20 protein-coding genes are annotated in these 15,550 nt (G+C 63.0%); 1 reads left to right on the top strand and 19 read right to left on the bottom strand.

Features of this window, described 5'->3' with window-relative positions:
- Positions 1–66 precede the first annotated feature (66 nt).
- The 12 genes from ACP7DW_RS17735 to flgB all read right to left on the bottom strand — a co-directional run bounded on the left by ACP7DW_RS17735 (position 67) and on the right by flgB (position 9,941).
- The gene (locus tag ACP7DW_RS17735; RefSeq protein WP_426055982.1) at positions 67–1,110 is read right to left on the bottom strand and encodes a hypothetical protein; all 1,044 of its coding nucleotides are present in this window, start codon (positions 1,108–1,110) and stop codon (positions 67–69) included.
- A 5-nt stretch (positions 1,111–1,115) separates the two neighbouring features.
- The gene (flgL, locus tag ACP7DW_RS17730) at positions 1,116–2,027 is read right to left on the bottom strand and encodes a flagellar hook-associated protein FlgL (protein WP_426055981.1); all 912 of its coding nucleotides are present in this window, start codon (positions 2,025–2,027) and stop codon (positions 1,116–1,118) included.
- 10 nt (positions 2,028–2,037) lie between these two features.
- Positions 2,038–3,399 (bottom strand): flagellar hook-associated protein FlgK, encoded by a 1,362-nt coding sequence (gene flgK, locus ACP7DW_RS17725; protein ID WP_426055980.1) that lies wholly within the window; start codon positions 3,397–3,399, stop codon positions 2,038–2,040.
- Positions 3,400–3,482: 83 nt separating this feature from the next.
- Complete coding sequence (locus ACP7DW_RS17720) at positions 3,483–3,875, bottom strand: rod-binding protein (protein ID WP_426055979.1); 393 nt, start codon at positions 3,873–3,875, stop codon at positions 3,483–3,485.
- Positions 3,875–4,987 (bottom strand): flagellar basal body P-ring protein FlgI, encoded by a 1,113-nt coding sequence (locus tag ACP7DW_RS17715; protein WP_426055978.1) that lies wholly within the window; start codon positions 4,985–4,987, stop codon positions 3,875–3,877. Before ACP7DW_RS17715 ends, ACP7DW_RS17720 begins: the two co-directional genes overlap by 1 nt.
- 9 nt (positions 4,988–4,996) lie before the next feature.
- Complete coding sequence (flgH, locus tag ACP7DW_RS17710; protein WP_426055977.1) at positions 4,997–5,671, bottom strand: flagellar basal body L-ring protein FlgH; 675 nt, start codon at positions 5,669–5,671, stop codon at positions 4,997–4,999.
- Entirely contained in the window at positions 5,671–6,459 is a 789-nt protein-coding gene (gene flgG, locus ACP7DW_RS17705; RefSeq protein ID WP_180287771.1) for a flagellar basal-body rod protein FlgG, read from the bottom strand. The genes flgH and flgG overlap by 1 nt, the downstream gene beginning before the upstream one ends.
- A 42-nt stretch (positions 6,460–6,501) precedes the next feature.
- The gene (locus ACP7DW_RS17700; protein WP_426055976.1) at positions 6,502–7,230 is read right to left on the bottom strand and encodes a flagellar basal body rod protein FlgF; all 729 of its coding nucleotides are present in this window, start codon (positions 7,228–7,230) and stop codon (positions 6,502–6,504) included.
- 26 nt (positions 7,231–7,256) lie between these two features.
- Positions 7,257–8,435, bottom strand: coding sequence for a flagellar hook protein FlgE (locus tag ACP7DW_RS17695; RefSeq protein WP_426055975.1), 1,179 nt, complete (start codon positions 8,433–8,435; stop codon positions 7,257–7,259).
- 58 nt (positions 8,436–8,493) lie between these two features.
- Positions 8,494–9,150, bottom strand: coding sequence for a flagellar hook capping FlgD N-terminal domain-containing protein (locus ACP7DW_RS17690; protein WP_426055974.1), 657 nt, complete (start codon positions 9,148–9,150; stop codon positions 8,494–8,496).
- 3 nt (positions 9,151–9,153) lie between these two features.
- Positions 9,154–9,570, bottom strand: coding sequence for a flagellar basal body rod protein FlgC (gene flgC, locus ACP7DW_RS17685; protein ID WP_071077840.1), 417 nt, complete (start codon positions 9,568–9,570; stop codon positions 9,154–9,156).
- Positions 9,571–9,578: 8 nt separating this feature from the next.
- Positions 9,579–9,941 (bottom strand): flagellar basal body rod protein FlgB, encoded by a 363-nt coding sequence (gene flgB, locus ACP7DW_RS17680; RefSeq protein WP_034758109.1) that lies wholly within the window; start codon positions 9,939–9,941, stop codon positions 9,579–9,581.
- 305 nt (positions 9,942–10,246) lie between these two features.
- On the opposite strand from flgB, the gene flgA reads away from it, so the two are divergent.
- Complete coding sequence (gene flgA / locus ACP7DW_RS17675) at positions 10,247–10,843, top strand: flagellar basal body P-ring formation chaperone FlgA (RefSeq protein ID WP_426055973.1); 597 nt, start codon at positions 10,247–10,249, stop codon at positions 10,841–10,843.
- A 5-nt stretch (positions 10,844–10,848) separates the two neighbouring features.
- On the opposite strand, the gene ACP7DW_RS17670 is transcribed toward flgA, so the two are convergent.
- From ACP7DW_RS17670 to ACP7DW_RS17640, 7 genes are all read right to left on the bottom strand, one after another.
- Positions 10,849–11,601, bottom strand: a complete 753-nt coding sequence (locus tag ACP7DW_RS17670) for a glycoside hydrolase family 73 protein (protein WP_426055972.1) — start codon at positions 11,599–11,601, stop codon at positions 10,849–10,851.
- Positions 11,588–12,028 (bottom strand): flagellar export chaperone FlgN, encoded by a 441-nt coding sequence (gene flgN / locus ACP7DW_RS17665; RefSeq protein WP_426055971.1) that lies wholly within the window; start codon positions 12,026–12,028, stop codon positions 11,588–11,590. The genes ACP7DW_RS17670 and flgN overlap by 14 nt, the downstream gene beginning before the upstream one ends.
- Positions 12,025–12,315, bottom strand: coding sequence for a flagellar biosynthesis anti-sigma factor FlgM (gene flgM / locus ACP7DW_RS17660; RefSeq protein ID WP_071077837.1), 291 nt, complete (start codon positions 12,313–12,315; stop codon positions 12,025–12,027). Before flgM ends, flgN begins: the two co-directional genes overlap by 4 nt.
- Positions 12,316–12,331: 16 nt before the next feature.
- Positions 12,332–13,336: a flagellar motor protein MotB gene (locus tag ACP7DW_RS17655; protein WP_298412509.1), complete on the bottom strand. Its 1,005-nt coding sequence runs from the start codon at positions 13,334–13,336 to the stop codon at positions 12,332–12,334.
- On the bottom strand, positions 13,320–14,234 hold the full coding sequence (gene motA / locus ACP7DW_RS17650) for a flagellar motor stator protein MotA (protein ID WP_096235033.1): 915 nt from the start codon (positions 14,232–14,234) through the stop codon (positions 13,320–13,322). The genes ACP7DW_RS17655 and motA overlap by 17 nt, the downstream gene beginning before the upstream one ends.
- Positions 14,235–14,303: 69 nt before the next feature.
- Positions 14,304–15,047: a FliA/WhiG family RNA polymerase sigma factor gene (locus ACP7DW_RS17645; protein ID WP_071078416.1), complete on the bottom strand. Its 744-nt coding sequence runs from the start codon at positions 15,045–15,047 to the stop codon at positions 14,304–14,306.
- Positions 15,048–15,080: 33 nt separating this feature from the next.
- Positions 15,081–15,545, bottom strand: coding sequence for a flagellar basal body-associated FliL family protein (locus ACP7DW_RS17640; RefSeq protein WP_298412522.1), 465 nt, complete (start codon positions 15,543–15,545; stop codon positions 15,081–15,083).
- Between the last annotated feature and the right edge of the window lie 5 nt (positions 15,546–15,550).

The following is a 15,550-nucleotide window of genomic DNA, read 5'->3' as shown; positions in this document are numbered from 1 at the left end:
ATCTTACGGATTTCCACCGCCCGTAGCTAGGGGAGATGATGCATTGGCCAGGCCCTGCGCCAGCGATCAGCGCAAACCCAGCAGGGCGACCACTCGTTCGCGGCTGATGCCGACCAATGCCGAGCTGATCGCCAGCAGCGATTCATAGCCGGGCTGGCTGGCCTTTTGCGTGAAGTTTTCCGCCAGGGTGTCCATGCTGACGCTCTCTTGCACCGGCTGCGCCTTGGCCACGCGTCCCGTCGCTTGCGCCAGCGCCAGGCTGACGGAGCTGCGCGCCGCCTGCAACTGTGCCAGCGCCTGCACCACTTTCTGCAAGGTGGCGCGCAGGGCTTCCACGTCGCCGGTATGCCATTCTTCCGGGGCGATGGCGGCCGGTTCCTCATCCGTGCGCACGCGGCTCATCTGGCCGGTCGGGTAGCGGATGCCGCTGCCGCGCACGGACAGGCTGTCGCGCACGTTGGCCCAGGCCGCTTCTGACGTGCTGAACACCAGCTCGCCATTCTCGCCCAGCTTGACGCTGATGCCTGACGGCATGAGTGCGCGGTCGAAGCGGGACACGATTTCACTCTCGCTCAGGCCCGGTTCGATATTCACCGAGCGCAAGGCCTGGTTCGCGCCGCCGACGGAAAACGCCAGCACTTCCTGCGGACCTTCCTGCAGGCTGGCCATGGTCAGGCCGCGGATGCTGAACTGCTGCTGTGCCGACTGCGGGCTGGTATAGCCGAGCTGTGCGTCGAGCGAGCCGGCCGAGGCGCTGGCGCGCTGGCGCCAGGTATTGCTGAACTGGCGCACGCGCGCTTCCACTTGTCCCTCGCGGCCCTGGCGCGCGGCCAGCTTGGCCGCCAGCTCGCTTTTCAGCGCTTGCAGCTGGCTGCTGCTGCGTTCCAGGTAATCGAGCGTTTGTTGCGCGTTGGAAATTTCTCCCTGCAGCTGGTGATCCCAGTTGTTCAGGCCGGGCTTCAGGCTTGCCGTCGAACTCCTCGCCGCCGTCGCCTCGCTGCGCGTGCTGGCGCTGCCATTGATGGTAGCGGACGCGTCATCGACGACGCGGGCAGTGCCCGCGCCTTTGGCATTGACGCCGGAAGAGGAGGAGGTCTGAACGATTTGCATGATGGTCAGAGAAGATCAAACAGGGAAATGGTACCCACCTTGGAATAGGCCTTGTACGTGGCCTGCAGCGCCGTCTGGTAGCCGTTCAGGTCAATGGCTGCCGCGCCCATGTCGGTCTTCTTCAGATCTGACAAGGCCATGTCGTTCGACAGCGAGACGTTGCTCAGATTGCCGGACAGCGTGGAGAGGATGTTTTGCGCGCCGCCGAAGATGGCGATCTTGCCTGAAAGCAATTCCATGCCGTCATCGGTGCCATCGAGCGCGGCGACGACCACGCCGCGCACGGCCGGATCGCTGGGGCTGACGCCGGGCTTGCCCAGCGTGTCGATGGCCTGGTCGATCTTGTTCAGCCATACTTGCAGCTTGTCCACATCGACGTTGGCCGTCTGCGTCACGCCATTGCCCACCACCACGGTCTGCGTGTCGGTATTGCCGATGTAGGTGTAGCGCGAACCGGCAGTTGCCAGCGGATCGAATTTGATTGCGGGCTGGTCGGTAGCGGTGCCGGAAAACATATAGCGGCCTTCCTGGTCCTTCAGGTTGGCCGTGTACAGTACGCTGTCGCGCATGGCGATCAGCGATTGCGTCATCGCATTCAGGTCGTCCGGCGCATTGCTGCCGTCCGCGGCCCATACCAGCAGGTCGCGCGCCTGGCCCATGTCGGTAACCATGCTCGACAGGTAGTTTTCGTTTTTCAGCAGGCGCACTTTCACCGTCGCGATATTGTCCTGGTACTGGGTCACCATGGCTTGCTCGCGCGTCAGGCGCGAAATGCGCACATTGCCGATCGGATCGTCCGATGGCAGCTGGATGCGCAAGCCCGAGGACATCTGCTGGGTCAGGTAATTGATGCGCTCCTGATTTTGCTGAAGAGAAATATTAATCAGCGTTTGGTACTGGCTGCTGGCGACACGCATGCTCTTCTCCTTAACCCATCATTTGCAAAGTGGCATCAAACAAGGTATTCGCCACGGAAATGACTTTCATGTTTGCCTGGTACATATTCTGGAATTCGACCAGGTTCATCGCTTCCTCGTCCTTGTTCACGCCGCTGGTGGATTTCCAGTCGTCGATGGCTTGCGCGCGCACGGTGTTGGATGTCTTCAGCAGGGCCTGGTTCTGCTGACTGTAGACGCCCAGCTTGCCGACCAGCTGCGTGTCGGCATCGCTCATCAGGACATTCCCCACCCAGCTGACGCTGATCGATTGATTCTTGATGTCGATTAATTTCTGCAAGTTGCCGCTATCGCCAGCGGCGCCCGTCAGCGACAGCGCCAGATCCTTCGCGTTGAAGCCGGGAGTAATGCCCAGCTTGCCATTTGCGTAGACCAGCAGGGGGCCACCGGCGGCGCCCGCCATGGTTTTGCCCAGGGCCAGCTGCGTGTTGACCTTGCTGGTTAACTGGGTGGCCATGTCTTGCAGCGACTGCTGCAGCGGTTTCAGGGTATTTTGTTCGAAGTCGCCCAGGCCGCCCATCTGGCCGCCGATGGCGACCAGATCGAGGGTGTACGACGACTTGGCGAAATCGAGGCTCAGGGTTTGGTCGCCCGTGTTCGTCATGTTGCTGCTGAGGGTAGCGGCCAGGCTGCCGATGACCAGCGGCTGGCCCGATTTCAGTGCGACATTGCGCGAGCCGTCCGGCTGGTCAAGCACGTCGATGCCCATTTGCGCGGCCAGGCCATCGATCAGCTGGTCGCGCGCATCCATCAGCGACGACACATTCGTGCCCGAGGCGGCGGAGGCGCTGATGCGCTGGTTCAGCACGGCGATGTTGGCCAGGGCGGTATTGGCTTGCGGCACGATCGCCGTACGTTGCTGCTGCACCGACAGCAGCTGGTTGCCCATGACGGTGCTGATGCTGTTGAAGCGTTGCGCCATGGCGTCGGCGGAGGTGACGATCTGCTGGCGCAGCGGGGTTGACGTCGGGTCGACGGCGGCCGCGTTCAGGGCCTTGAAGAAACCGTCGATGCCGTTGCTGATGCTGGAGGCGTCGTCACCCATCACGCGCTCGAGCTGCGTCAGGTAAGGCTGGGTCTGCGCACGGGCGCCCTGGTCGGACGCGGCGCGCCACATTTGCTGGCTTTTATACGCATCGGCAAAGCGCAGCAGGGCCGACACTTCCACGCCATTGCCGGCCGAGCGCACGCCCGCGCCGGCGCCAAGCGAGGACAACAGCACGCCCTGGCGGGTATAGCCTGCCGTTTGCAGGTTGGCGATGTTCTGGCTGGCCGCATTCAGTGCGGCCTGGGCGGCGATGCTGCCTGACAATGCATTGCTGATGATGCTCATTGGGCAATTTTCTTTCGTGAAGAGTGTGGCGCGTGCGGGGGGGGGCAGGCAGTGAATCGTTATTACCTTCTACAGGCGACGTTTCAGACAGCTTTATTAAGCGGCGCCGCAATATTGTCGGTCTTGACAGTGCTTTTGGCCGAAACGGGCGCGCTGGCCGCTGGCAGCAGCTGGCGCAGGATGGCGTCGGCGATGCCGAAGGCACGCTGGCCGGCCATTTTGTCGGCCACCAGGTTGTCGGCCATTTCCAGCATGTCGCTGTTGATGGGGTCCTTGAAGACGCTGTCCTCGCCCGCCATCTCGCGCGTGCCCGAACGCATCTGGCGCAGCATGTGCGAGATGAAGAAGGCTTCGAACTTGACGGCCGCCTCGGTGGCCTTGGCCGCGTAGCGGGGATCGGCCGGCGTGGCCGCGGCGGGGGTCTTGTCATCGAGCGCCGAGGGCAGGGCGCTGCTGCTGTCGTTGATATTCATCATCAAATTACCACCAGTTCGCCTTCGATGGCCCCGGCCTGGTCAAGGGCTTGCAAGATTGCCATGATGTCATCGGGTGAAGCGCCCAGGCTGTTGACCACGTCGATGATCGACTGCAGCTTGGCACCGGCCGGCCATTTGAACATATTGCCATTGCCCTGGTCGACGGAGACCTTCGACTGCGGCGTGACGGTGGTCTGGCCCCGGCCGAACGGCGCCGGCTGGCTCACTGCCGAGCTTTCGGAAATGACGACCTTGAGCGAGCCGTGCGTGACGGCGGCGGCCTTCACGCGCAAGCCTTCGGCGATGACCACGGTGCCGGTGCGCGAATTGAAGACCACTTTCGGCGTGTCGACGCCCACATCGACGGTCAGCGCTTCGAGCTTGGCCATGAACGCCACGCGCTGGGTCGGGTTTTCCGGCGCCAGCACGTCCACGCTGGTGCCGTCGCGCGTGGTGGCGACGGCGCCGAAGCGGCGGTTCACGGCTTCGACGATATTGATGGCGGTCTCGAAATGCGGGTGGCGCAAGTTCAGGGTGACGGAAGGCTTGGTGGAAAAGTCGCTGAGAATCTCGCGCTCGATGTTGGCACCGTTGGGAATGCGGCCCGAGGTGGGCGTGTTGACGGTGACGGACGAGCCGCTCTTGCCGGTGGCGTTCAAGCCGCCGACGACCACGTTGCCTTGCGCCAGCGCATACGTTTCATTGTCGGCCGCCCGCAGTTGCGTCAGCAGCAGGGTGCCGCCGCGCAAGCTTTTCGCATCGCCCAGCGAGGAGACGGTGACGTCGATGGCCTGGCCACGGCGGTATCCTGGTGGAAACACGGCGCTGACCATGACGGTGGCGACGTTCTTGCTTTTCGCTTCGGCGCCATCGGGCATCTTCACGCCGAACTGCTTGAGCATGTTGACCACGGACTGGCTGGAAAACTTCACCTGGGTGGTGTCGCCGCTGCCGTTCAGGCCGACGACGAGGCCGTAGCCGATCAGCGGGTTGTCGCGCACGCCCTCAATGCTGACCAGGTTGCGCAGCACTTGCGCGGCGCTGGCGGGCAGGGCAAGGCCGGAGAGCACGGCCAGCATGGCTGCCAGGGGCAGGGCGGAACGAAATTTCATGAGGTCACCTTAAAACGGCATCCATGGGCCGACGAAGAAGCGCGTCAGCCAGCCCGGTGTATTGGCTTCGGCCAGGGTGCCCTGGCCGGAATAGGCGATCTGTGCATTGGCGATGCGCAAGGACGAGACCTGGTTGTTCGAATCGATGTCGGCCGCGCGCAGGTAGCCGCGCAGGCGCACGAATTCCTCGCCCTGGTTCAGGGTCAGCGTTTTCTCGCCCTGCACGCGCAGCAAGCCGTTCGGCAGCACTTCCTGCACGATCACGGTGATGGCGCCGGACAAGGCATTTTGCTGCGTGCTGGTCGAGTCGCCGGCGAAGTTGCGGTCGGCGGAGAGATCAATGCCCGTCTTGGGGAAGGTTTTGCCGAGGAGGTTGGCCGCCTTCACGCCGACGGACGAGCCCTTGTTGAACGAGGTGCCGGCCTTCTTGCTGGCCTGCGTGGTTTCCTGCAGGGCTACCGTGACGACGTCGCCGACGCGGAAGGCGCGGCTGTCCGAGATCAGGTCCAGGCCCGCATCGGGATTGAACACGCCGCCGCCCACGCCGCCGCGCGCTGCGCTGCGCGGCGCCACCGGCAGGGGCGTGTCGGAAAAGCTGGGCGCCACGGGCGCGGCCGGGCGGCTGGCGCAACCGGCCGTCAATACCAGCAGCAGGGCCGCCGTGGCTTTCATGACGAGCGTCATCAGCGTGCCGCTTGCGCCAGGTATTGCAGCATATTGTCGGCGGCCGACAGCACCTTGGTGTTCATTTCATAGGTGCGCTGGGCCGCGATCATGTCGACCATCTCTTCGACCACCTGCACGTTCGAGCCTTCCAGCGCAAACTGCTTCAGCTTGCCCAGTGCGCCTTCGCCGGGACGGCCTTCCGTCGGCGTGCCGCTCGATGCCGTTTCCTGGAACAGGTTTTCACCGAGTGCCAGCAAGCCCGTCGGGTTGATGAAGCTGGAGAGGTTCAGCTGGCCCAGCTGGGTGCCGTTGACATTGCCCGGCACGCTGGCCGTGACCATGCCGTTTTCGCCGATGGTGATCGCCGTGGCATTGTTCGGCACGGTGATCTGCGGCACCAGCGGCAAGCCCTGGGCATTGACCATCACGCCGTTTTCATTGATGCCCAGCTGGCCGGCGCGCGTGTAGGCCGCTTCGCCGTTCGGGCGCAGTACTTGCAAAAAGCCATTGCCGGTGATGGCGACGTCAAATTCGCGGCTGGTCGTTTGCAGGCTGCCGGTGGTAAACACCTTTTGCGTGCCGACCATGTGGGTGCCGTTACCCAGCTGTACGCCCGATGGCGACAGGGTATTGTCGGCGCGCTGCGTGCCCGGCTGCTGCTCGACCTGGTAAAACAGGTCTTCGAAGACGACGCGGTCGCGCTTGAAGCCGACCGTGTTGACGTTGGCCAGGTTATTCGCGATGGCTTGCAGTTTGGCATCTTGTGCCTGCACGCCGGTCTTGCTGATCCACATTGCTGGATTCATGGTTTACTCCTTGAATATTTCGTCGCGTTGAGCCCGGTACGCTTAGGTAGCGAGCAGGCGGTTGCCCGATTCCGTCATGGAATCGCTGGCCTTGAATACTTTCATTTGCATCTCGAAGCTGCGGTTCAGGCTCATGGTGGCGACCATTTCCTCGACGGCCGAGACGTTGCTGCCTTCCAGGTGGCGGTCGCGCAGGCGCACCGTCGGATCGGCTTGCAAGTCTTCGCCGCTGCGCGCCACGATCAGGCCCGCCTCGTTCTTGGTCAGCTCGCCCGCTTCGGCGTTGACCAGCTTGAGCTTGTCGACGGTCTGCATCTGTGCGGTGCCCGGCACCTGGATGGAAATCGTGCCATCGGCGCCGATCGACAGGCTGGTGTGCTCGGGAATCGTGATGGGGCCGCCTTCGCCCAGCACGGGCCGGCCGTTGATGGTCAGCGCGCCCGTTTCATCGAGGTCCATGGCGCCGGCGCGCGTGTAGGCTTCGCCGTTTTGCCATTGCACCGCGAGAAAGCCGGGGCCCGTGACGGCCACGTCGAGTTCGCGTCCGGTTTCCTTGATGGCGCCCGTGCGCGTGCCGACGGCGCTCGACTGCGTCTGCGTCATGTGGCGGTCGTCGTAGCCATAGCCGTTTTGCAGCGGCTGGGCAGTGGACACTTCCAGGTTGGCGCGAAAGCCGCCCGTCTCGATATTGGCCAGGTTGTTGGCGTGTACCTGCTGTGCCCGCAGGGCACGGTCGGCCCCGCTCATGGCGGTATAAATCAGCGCATCCATTGCTCTTTACCTTTGCGTATCGTGGATTACAGCGCTTGCATCAGCGATTGCAGCATGGCGTTCTCGGTCGAGATGACCTTCGAGTTCGCCTGGTAATTGCGCTGCGACGTCATCAGACCCACCAGTTCGGAGGTGATGTCGACGTTCGACTGTTCCAGCGAGCTCGTCTCCAGTTTGCCGGTCATGCCGACGCCCGGACGGTCATACATGGCGGTGCCGGACGTGGTCGAGGCGATCCAGCTGGTATCGTTGACGGCCGTCAAGGCGCCTTCGTCGGGGAAGGTGGCCAGGGCGATCACGCCGATGCTTTGCTTCTGGCCGTTCGTGTATTTCGCCACGACGGAGCCGTCGGCGGCCAGTTCCACGCCCGTGAAGGTGCCCGAGGCATAGCCGTCGGCGCGGTCGGTCGAGGTGGTCGATTCGCCGGCGAACTGGGTCGTGCCCGTGTAGTCGATGGCGACCGACATCGGCGCCGCGCCAGGCGGCGTCGGCAGGACCGGCGTGGCAGACGTGCCCGTCACCAGCTTGCCGGAGGTGTCGAAGGTCATCTTCGTCACCGGCGTCACATCGGCGTTATCGAAGGTGTAATGCACGTCCACGCCCGCCGCCGTCTTGACGAAGTACTGGCCCAGCGAGTGCTTGGCGCCCAGCGAATCGTAGAGGATCGAGGACTTGCCGCTGTTGTAGCTCAGTTCGTTGGTCTTGTCGAAGGTCGCGGCCTTGATGGGCCATTCGGACGACATGTTGGCGGCATACGCCAGCTTGGTCGACGCCACGGCGGGAATCTGGCCGGTTGGAATCAGCATGTCGCCCATGGTGCCCAGAGCGGTACTGTCCTTGACGGCGGCATAGCCCTGCACCAGGCGGCCGTTTGCATCGATCAGCTTGCCTTCATTGCTGGCCGAAAAGATGCCGACGCGGCTGTAGTTCATGGTGTTTTGCGCGTCGCGCGAGACGAAGAAGCCGCGGCCGTCAATGGCGGCGTCGAGCGCGCGGCCCGTGTTCAGCACGCCGCCGTTGATCGAGATGCTTTGCGTCAGCGAGCCGATTTCCGTGCCCGTGGCGCGCGAACCGGCGTACATGGCCGAAAAGTTGGCGCGGCTGCTCTTGAAGCCGTAGGTGCCGGCGTTGGCGATATTGTTACTGGTGCTGTTCAACTGTTGGTTGATGGACTGGATGCCGGACAGGGCGATGTCGAAACTCATGTTGACTTCCTTTAGTGAAGGACGAGATTAGTGTTCAGGAAACGAAGGGGCGAGCGGATCAGGCCGTCTTACCGTTAAAGCCGGTGATCGCGCCGGGGTTGACTTCGCCCAGGTTCGACACGTTCAGAATCATGCTGCCGCCGGACGACAGGCGCACGCTGTTGAGCTTGCCTGCAATGTCGACCGATGGCTTTTCGGTACCGTTGGTGGTGACTGCCATGGTATAGGTGCCAGCAGGCAAGCCCAGCGCGACGGGGTCGATGGTGAAGGGGACGGTACCGGCCGACTTGGCGCCCAGTTCGATCTTGTATTCCTTGTCGTCCAGGCCTTTCAGGGTCACGGTGGTCTTGGTGGTGCCGGCGGCCAGCGCGATGCTGCCGCTGACCTTGCTTTTGTCGAGCTGTACCGTTTCGCTGTTGACCATCACTTCGGAGCCCACTTGCGCGCCCAGGGCCAGCACTTGCATCGATTGCAGCACGCTGGCATTGGCGCTGGTCAGCGAGGACAGGTTCTGCATCGCTTCCGTTTGCGCCTGCTGCGTCAATTGATTGACGAACTGGCTCGGATCGGTGGGCGCGAGCGGATCCTGGTTCTTGATCTGCGCGACCAGCAATTTGGTGAACATATCCTGGGTGGCATTGCTCTGCGACTTGACGGCATTGCTGCCGTTGTTGCTGGCGCCACTGTTGTTGTTTGTAAAGAGATTGGTTTCCATGGATTATGCTTCACCTAATTTGAGGAGCGATTGCTGCATCGACTTGATGCGACCGAGAACTTCGACATTGGTTTCAAACGCGCGCGAAGCCGACATCATGTCGGTCATCTCGGCGACCTGATTGACGTTGGGGTAGAACACCATGCCATCGGCATTGGCCATCGGGTGGCCCGGTTCATACACCTTGCGCAGCGGCTCGTCGCTTTCCACCACGTCGAGTACCTGCACCCGCCCACCTGCGCCGCTGGCGCCGGAGCCATCCATCACGGCCGCAAACACGGGCTTGCGTGCGCGGTAGGTTTCACCTTCGGAACCGGCAACGGAATCGGCATTGGCCAGGTTGCTGGCGATGGTATTGAGGCGCACGGTCTGCGCCGCCATCGCCGAACCGGCGATCTTGGAAATATCCTGGAAGCTCATGCTGATCCTTATTGTCCGGAAATGGCCTTGGACAGACCTTTCAGTTTCATGTTGACGAAAGTCAGGCTGGTCTGGAAGTCGGTGGCATTTTGCGAGAACGCCGCCTGCTCGACGCCGATTTCGACGGTATTGCCGTCGCGGCTGGGGTGGTAGGGCACGCGGTACAGGGCGCTGGCATCGTCATCGGTCGACAGCAGGCCCGCTTCGTTGTCCTGCAACTGCTGCAGGGCGCTGCCGAAATCCATGTCCATGGCCTGGAAGCCGGGCGTATTTTCATTGGCAATATTGGCCGCCAGCACGCGGGTACGGTCGGCACGCAGCGCGAGTGCATCGGCGTGCACGCCCAGCGCATCCTTGAAATTAATCCCCATGGTCTTCCTTTGTATTGAATTCGATCGTGCTTTTTGCGGTTCGGGCTAGAAAATAGGCGGTGCAGAGGTAAAATCCCAGCCTGGTCATGTTGACGCATGGTAAGGTCATGCCGCTTCAGTATCTTTGATTAAGGTTAGCAATGATTCATTTCAACAGCATTACGATGATCCGAAACAAGGTGCCACGTCCTTATATACTGCTTCCTGGCCTATTTTTAGTGACCAGCCTATATAGTAGTGCAGGACGCGCAGAATTGCCAGCCGACAATATATTTTCGCGTGTGGAACAGTTGGCGCGAGAGCAATTGGCGCAGCAGGCAGCCACGGCAGGATTGCTGGAACCGCAGTTCCAGGTGGCCGTGGTGAAAAGCACGCGCCCCGTGCCCGCTTGCGCGGCGCCCGTCACGCTGGAAACGGCGGACAGCCGTTCGGCGCAGCGCATGCGCTTTGTGGCAGTGTGTCCTGGAAGCAACGGTTGGCGTTATGAAATGTTGGCGCGCGGTAGCATCACGGCCCAGGTGGCCGTCACCAGCGCCCCCGTCACGGCCAATACGCCGTTGCAGGCGGGCGACATGGCGCTGGCGCGGCGCGACGTGACGATGGTGCCCGACAGTATTTCCTCCTTGCCCGGCGCCATCGGCCTGTCGAGCCGGCGCAGCTTGCGTGCCGGCGAAGTGCTGCGCCAGGGGCAGCTGGCCGCACCCATGCTGATCAAGCGGGGCAGTGCGGTGAATATCGTGGCGCGCAAGGAGCAGGTGGAAGTGAGCATGGCCGGCGAAGCGCTCGATCCGGGCGCCCTGGGAGAGGTGATCCGCGTGCGCAACGCCACCAGCGGCACGGTGATACGTGCCAGGGTGGTCGATGCGGGCGTGGTGGAACCGGCCGATATTGCCGGCCGTTAAGGAGGTCAGTCTGCGGCGGCCGTGCGCTGCAAGCGCGTCGCCAGCTGGGTCAGCTTGGCGGCGTAGTCGGGATCGGTGGCATAGCCGCCGCGCGCCAGGCCTTGCGCAAAGGCGCCCGCGTTGGCGCCCGTGTTCAGGGCGGCGCGGTAGCGTGGATTGTCGAGCAACACTTGCGCATAGTCGCGGAAGGCGCTGGCCTGGTCCGGATAGCTGCGGAAACGCTCGGTTTTCTTCAGCGCCGTGCCGCTGCCGGCCGCGTATTCGGTGGTGACATTGCTGGCCACGTCCCCCTGCCATTTGCCGCCGGCCTTGATGCCGAACAGATTATTCGTGTCCGCGCCCGTGCTCTGGCGCAACGGGCGCTGGCCCCAGCCCGATTCCAGCGCGGCGTGGGCGGCGACGATTTCCGGCGCCACGCCCAGGCGCGCGCCCGTTTCTTCCGTCCACGGCTTGATCGAGGCGAGGAACTGCTGCTGCACTTCGCCGATCTCGCCGCCCTGGTTGATGCTGCCCAGCACATTCACGGGCTGGCTCTGCTCCAGGTAGGCGCGTCCTTGCGGGCTCAGGCTGGTGGCGTTGCCGCCGCCCTGTTCGATGAAGCGGGCCACTTCGCCCTGCACTTGCCGGAACACGCTGCTGAAGTTGCCACCGGCGCCGGTGGCGTCGGTGGCGCGCATATTGCTCTGCACGGCGGATGTGGCCGCCGTCGATGGCGTCGCCGCCATGGCGCGGGGTGTGGCGAAATCAGCCTGGCGCATACGTATCTTCCTCGCCATGCAGCACGCGCTGCATGATGCTGTACTGCTCTGTTAATAAATCGCTGTTGCGGGCATTCAGGCGCTTGCATTCCAGTACCATCTGCTCCAGCGCGACCCAGTCGGCCTCGGCCTTGCTGCGCGCGTCTTCTTGCAACAACGCAAACAATTGCGGCATATCGCCTTGCGGGCCCAGCAGGGCAGTGACCAGGCTCACGCGCTGGCGGCGGCGCGCATCGAGGGGCTCGACGGCGGCGATGACCTGGTCGGCCAGTGCCGTCAGCCGGGTGCTCTGGTGCTGCAAGGTGGCCTGGAATTGCTCTTCCAGCAAGGTTTGCAAGGCGCCGTAGCCGACGCTGTCGTCCGTCATGCCTTGCAGCACGCGGCGCACGGCTTCCTGACGCGTGATGCCCTTGCGCGCTGCGGTCACGATTCACCGCCGTGGAAACGCTGGATCAGGCCTGCCAGTTTTGCTGGATCGAATGGCAATTCGCCCTTGGCCAGCGCATCGCGCAGCATGGCCACGCGCTCGTGGTCGATCTCTGGCATGGCGCGCAGGGCGGCCATGGCCGGCTGCAGCACGGCCGATTGCAGTTCCGCCCCGGCCGACGAGCCACCCATGGCGCCGGCGGCGCCCGCGTTCTCGGCGATCGCCTCGGCCGGCGCGATGGCGCTGCTGCGTACGGCAGCGCCGGTATTGCCGGAGGAGATTTTCATACGTTGTCCCTTGCCCTTAATTTGCATGCTCATCGCGCTCCTTCTTTGCGGGCAGGCCCAGTTTGTCGCGCAGGCGCTGCAAGGTTCCCGAGTCCGGTTCACCCACTTGCAGTTCTTCGCCTTGCGCCTTTTGCCCCGCCATGCCGAACATGGCGGCGATGCTGTCGGCCTGGCCACGCGTCAATATTAACAGTTCGATGCGGCGGTTGATGCCGGCGCTGGCATTTTTCACGTCCAGCGGCGCGCGGTCGGCCATGCCCACCACTTGCAGCACGCTGTCCGGACTCATGCTGCCAATCAACAATTGTGCGCGCGCCGACATGGCGCGGTTGGCCGACAGGGTCCAGTTCGAATAGCCTTCATAGCCGTTATTGGCGTATTGCAGCGAGTCGGTGTGGCCGACGATCAGCATCTGGTTGTCCATCTGCGCGAAGACAGGGCCCATCTGGCGCAGCAGCTTGCGGAAACGGTCGGTCGGCACGGCGCTGCCACGCACGAACATGCCTTGCTTGTCCGTGTCGTGCAGCATGACGCGCAAGCCGTACGGCGTGATCACCGATTGCAGATTGCTCTTCAATCCCGCTTCGTCGCTGAGCTTGTCGAGCGCGCGCGACAGCGACAGCAGGTCTTCCGGCGACTGGTAGCTGACCTTGGTCTGGTTTTGCGGCGCTGCGCCGGCCTTGCCGTCCTGCGTCTGCTTGCCTTCCGTGCGCGTGTCGCCCGAGCCCTTGCGGGGCATGGGGAAACGCTCGATCAGGCTGCCGCGCGGACCGCCACTCTGTTCCGGCATGACGCCCTGGCCTTCGCCCTGGCGGCTGCTGGCCGACGCGTCCATCATGATCTCCTTCATCGCCTGCTGCTCGCGCGCGGCCATCAGCCACAGCACGAGGAAGAGCGACAGCAGGGCCAGGCAAAAGTCGGCGAACGCCACTTTCCAGGCGCCGCCATGGCCATCGTCGTCATGCTTGCGGCCGGCACGCTTGATGATGGCCTGTTCATGTTTCTCATGCGGCTTTAGCACGGCGGCCTCCCCGGCCTTGGCCCTGCTCTTGTTCGGCGCCGCCACCTTCGAGCGCATTGATCCAGCTTTCCAGCTGCGCGAAGCTCGGCTTGATGTTCAGTTGCACCAGGCGGCGGCCCGCATCGATGGCCAGCAGGGGCGGCTTGCCCGCCACGTGCGTGACCAGCACCACCTTCACGCATTCCATGGTCGAGCCTTCCTCGCCCACCAGCTGTTTCATCATGTTGCACATCGGATCGAGCACGCCGTAGCAAAAGAAGATGCCGATGAAGGTACCGACCATGGCGGCGCCCACTTTTTCCGAAATTTCCGCCGCATCGGCGCCGTCGGCCACGGAATTCATGGCCATCACGATACCCAGAACGGCCGCCAGAATACCGAAGCCGGGCATGGCTTCGGCGATCTTGTGCAGCGACTTCGACGGTTGCAGCAGCTCGTCGTGGATGGCTTCGAGTTCCTGTTCCAGCACGCCTTCGAGTTCATGCGCGTTGATCTTGCCCATCGCCATCAAGCGGAAGTTGTCGACGATGAAGGCCAGCAGCTTCGGCTCTTCCAGCACCAGCGGATAGCGCTGGAACAGGGCGCTTTCGCGCGGCGCCTCGACGTGGGCGTCGAGCGCCTTCAGGCCGCCGGCGGCCGTTTGCAGCAGTTCATACATCAGCAGCAGCAACTGGCGCTGGAATTCCGAGCCTTGCTTCTTGTGCGTGACGATCTTGCGCATCTGGTGCAGCATTTCCCCGAGTACATGCTTCGGGTTGCCCAGCACCAGGGCGCCGACGGCGGCGCCGATGATGATGATCAACTCGACCGGTTGCCAGATCGCGTGGACGGTGCCGCCCATCAGGGCGAAGCCTCCGAATACACACCCCATCACGATTAAGATACCGATAATTACCATGTCAACTGCCTTTCTGCGTCATTGTGCTACATCAATTTGATGGGTCTTGCTGAAACTACTGCTTCACTTTTATGTATCTTGCAGCATGGCTTTCATCTTGCCCAGTGCCGTCTTGTTCAACTGGCAGACGCGGGCGTCGCTCAGGTCCAGCACGGCGGCAATTTCTTTATAGCTCAGTTCGAATTCGTAGTACATCTGGATCACGCGCTGCTCGCGCTCGTCGAGGGTACGCAGCGCCTGTTCCAGGCTGCGCCGCACCATCAATTGCTCTTCCGGACTCGGTGCGCTGTCGGCCTGTCCCAGGCTTTCCTGCAGCACTTCGTCGAAACTGACGATCAGCTCGGCGTTTTCCGCCAGTTGGTATTCCTGGAAGGCTTCCGGCGTCAGCTTCAGGGCGGCCATGATTTCCGCTTCCAGCGGTTCGCGCCCCAGGCGCCGGGTCAGGGCGCGCACGCTGTCGCGCAATCGATGGCTTTCCTGGCGCACGGCGCGCGGGCGCCAGTCCTGGCGCCGCAGCTCATCGAGGATGGCGCCGCGAATGCGCAGGCTGGCATAGCTGCCGAAAGACTGGTCCGGCACGCCGTAGCGGCGCAGCGCCTCCAGCAAACCCATCAGGCCGATCTGTTCCATGTCGTCGCGGTCGATGGCGCCCGACACCTGCGAATTGAGCTGGCGCACGATGCGTTTCACCAAAGGGGCGTACGCCACCAGATGTTGTTGCTCTTCAGCAACGCTGAGCACGGCCGCGCAAGCGCTGGCCGCGGCATATTCGCCGGCGCCATACGCTTCCTGGTATTGCTCTACATAGGCCACGGGGTCTCCCACTAGGTCGGCTGGCGTGTTGGCTTATTCAATGATCAGCTTGCCGACCATGACTTCGGTGTAGGGTTTTTCCATCTGTTCGCGTTCATAGCTGACATTGAAGGCCTTGTTGATCTGTTCGGCAAATTGCTCCACCGTCATGGACTGTGCCTTGTCCATCGGAAAGCTCGACAAGGTACTCACGGCGATCGAGCGCATCAGTGGCAGATGATCCTTGGTCAGCTTTTCCTTTTCCTCGGTGGTGGCGATCACCAGGTCGGCCGACAGGTAATGCGTATCGCTGTCGCCGGGGCCGCGGCGCAGCATCACGATGACCTTGTCCAGGGTGATGAATTTGCGCGCCTTCTTGCCCGTGGCGGGCGGTGGCGGGGCTTTGGCGTCGGCAGCCTCGGCATGGCCGGCGACCGGCTTGGACAGGTACCACATGGCGCCACCGGCCGCGCCGGCAGCCAGCACGGCCACGGCGATGAAGCCGGCTATCAATTTCATTTTCG

Source organism: Janthinobacterium sp. PSRC1-1 (assembly GCF_049897525.1).
In the GTDB taxonomy this organism is placed as follows: Bacteria; Pseudomonadota; Gammaproteobacteria; order Burkholderiales; family Burkholderiaceae_D; genus Janthinobacterium; species Janthinobacterium tructae.
The sequence above is the reverse complement of the archived record's forward strand: the minus strand, read 5'-3'. Positions and strand labels throughout refer to the sequence as shown.

What these genes read in the sequence shown, in the direction of transcription:
- flgG (WP_180287771.1), bottom strand. Translation starts at nt 6,459, where the DNA reads ATGAATCCAGCAATGTGGATCAGCAAGACCGGCGTGCAGGCACAAGAT.
- motA (WP_096235033.1), bottom strand. Translation starts at nt 14,234, where the DNA reads ATGGTAATTATCGGTATCTTAATCGTGATGGGGTGTGTATTCGGAGGC.
- ACP7DW_RS17670 (WP_426055972.1), bottom strand. Translation starts at nt 11,601, where the DNA reads ATGCGCCAGGCTGATTTCGCCACACCCCGCGCCATGGCGGCGACGCCA.
- ACP7DW_RS17640 (WP_298412522.1), bottom strand. Translation starts at nt 15,545, where the DNA reads ATGAAATTGATAGCCGGCTTCATCGCCGTGGCCGTGCTGGCTGCCGGC.
- flgH (WP_426055977.1), bottom strand. Translation starts at nt 5,671, where the DNA reads ATGACGCTCGTCATGAAAGCCACGGCGGCCCTGCTGCTGGTATTGACG.
- ACP7DW_RS17690 (WP_426055974.1), bottom strand. Translation starts at nt 9,150, where the DNA reads ATGGAAACCAATCTCTTTACAAACAACAACAGTGGCGCCAGCAACAAC.
- ACP7DW_RS17735 (WP_426055982.1), bottom strand. Translation starts at nt 1,110, where the DNA reads ATGCAAATCGTTCAGACCTCCTCCTCTTCCGGCGTCAATGCCAAAGGC.
- flgB (WP_034758109.1), bottom strand. Translation starts at nt 9,941, where the DNA reads ATGGGGATTAATTTCAAGGATGCGCTGGGCGTGCACGCCGATGCACTC.
- ACP7DW_RS17695 (WP_426055975.1), bottom strand. Translation starts at nt 8,435, where the DNA reads ATGAGTTTCGACATCGCCCTGTCCGGCATCCAGTCCATCAACCAACAG.
- flgL (WP_426055981.1), bottom strand. Translation starts at nt 2,027, where the DNA reads ATGCGTGTCGCCAGCAGCCAGTACCAAACGCTGATTAATATTTCTCTT.
- ACP7DW_RS17720 (WP_426055979.1), bottom strand. Translation starts at nt 3,875, where the DNA reads ATGATGAATATCAACGACAGCAGCAGCGCCCTGCCCTCGGCGCTCGAT.
- flgK (WP_426055980.1), bottom strand. Translation starts at nt 3,399, where the DNA reads ATGAGCATCATCAGCAATGCATTGTCAGGCAGCATCGCCGCCCAGGCC.
- ACP7DW_RS17715 (WP_426055978.1), bottom strand. Translation starts at nt 4,987, where the DNA reads ATGAAATTTCGTTCCGCCCTGCCCCTGGCAGCCATGCTGGCCGTGCTC.
- flgM (WP_071077837.1), bottom strand. Translation starts at nt 12,315, where the DNA reads ATGAAAATCTCCTCCGGCAATACCGGCGCTGCCGTACGCAGCAGCGCC.
- ACP7DW_RS17700 (WP_426055976.1), bottom strand. Translation starts at nt 7,230, where the DNA reads ATGGATGCGCTGATTTATACCGCCATGAGCGGGGCCGACCGTGCCCTG.
- flgC (WP_071077840.1), bottom strand. Translation starts at nt 9,570, where the DNA reads ATGAGCTTCCAGGATATTTCCAAGATCGCCGGTTCGGCGATGGCGGCG.